The organism is Streptococcus mitis (assembly GCF_009496205.1).
GTDB lineage: Bacteria > Bacillota > Bacilli > Lactobacillales > Streptococcaceae > Streptococcus > Streptococcus mitis_BN.
Map to the genome: position 1 here is coordinate 1 of NZ_WIJO01000102.1, position 1,519 is coordinate 1,519.

Annotated in this window: 1 protein-coding gene; it reads right to left on the reverse strand. The window is 40.8% G+C overall.

Annotated features, from left to right (window positions below; genetic code table 11):
- Positions 1-142 precede the first annotated feature (142 nt).
- The coding region (locus GEZ85_RS10070) for a MiiA motif-containing surface protein (RefSeq protein ID WP_153210208.1) at positions 143-1,519 on the reverse strand (1,377 nt) is incomplete at its 5' end.

A 1,519-nucleotide genomic window follows, 5' to 3' on the forward strand; every position in this document is an offset into this window, starting at 1 on the left:
ATTTCGGAACTTTGAAAACTTCAAAAAACGGATTTTTATCGCTCTGAATATCAAAAAAGAAAGGACGAAATTTGTCCTTTCTAGATATTAGCTTTTCTTCAACCCACTACAGTTGACAAAGAGCCTTAAAAACTATGAGTTTTTAGTCTTCTTTTTTCTTGCGAGAAAGAAGTCCAAATCCACCTAGGGCTCCAAGAAGTCCAAGCGCTGCGAGGCTAGCATTAGCTTCTGTACCTGTGTTAGGCAATTCTTTAGCCACTGTATTCACGTTAGCTGTTTCAGCGTTATTAATTCTATTATTTCCTCCATTATATGATGGAACATAAGGAATTTCTTTAAAGATATCTTTAGCTAAAACTGTATATGCTTTACCATTATTCAAAATGACCGTTGCATTTCCTTTATCATCGAAGATTACTTCTGCTACATCTGGGTTAGCTGCCATAATTTTGGCTTTAGCTCCCGCTTTATCCGCGTCTGTTAAATTATCCAAATTAGCTACAAGTTGTTTTTCAAAATCAAGATTAAGATTTTCACCATTGTTTTTAGTAGCTACATCTGCTTCATCTTTAACTAATTGTTCAGCTGAAATTGTTGCTGTTTTTCCGTCTACTGTGGTTACTGTCGCGTTACCCTTTTCATCTACAACAACTGTTGAGCCTGGATTTACAGCTTCCACAGCAACCTTAATCTTAGCAATTTCTTCTGGAGTTAAGTTATTCTTATCTGCTACCAAGGTACGTGTAGCTGGAATATTCACACCATTTTGCTCAGATAGGTCTGCAAGTTTTTCTGTTGGAATAACTAGTTTAGAAGCAGGAATAACCGCTGTCTTACCTGACGGTGTTGTAACAGTCGCATTACCTTTGTCATCTACTACAACCGTAGCACCTGGGTTTACTGCTGATACTGCTTTCTTAACTGCTTCTTTTTCTGCGTCAGTTAAAGCATCTTTATTAACAACTGCTGTTTTAATCGCCGGTGTGTTGATATCATTGCCTGCATTTGGTTGAGCGACTGCTTCTGCTGTCTTCGTCAAATCAGCTGCTGGAATAACCGCTGTCTTACCTGACGGTGTTGTAACAGTTGCGTTACCCTTATCATCTACTACCACCGTAGCACCTGGGTTAACGGCTTTTACCTTATCCTCAATAGCTTTCTTCTCTTCTGGAGTAAGGGCTTCTGGATTGGCTACTACTGTCTTAGACGCTGGGGTAATCACATCGTCGCCTGCATTTGGTTTAGACGCTGCTTCTGCTGTCTTCGTCAAATCAGCTGCTGGAATAACTGCTGTCTTACCTGACGGTGTTGTAACAGTCGCGTTACCTTTGTCATCTACTACCACCGTAGCTCCTGGGTTAACGGCTTTTACCTTATCCTCAATAGCTTTCTTCTCTTCTGGAGTAAGCGCTTCTGGATTGGCTACTACTGTCTTAGACGCTGGGGTAATCACATCGTCGCCTGCATTTGGTTTAGACGCTGCTTCTGCTGTCTTCGTCAAATCAGCTGCTGGAATAAC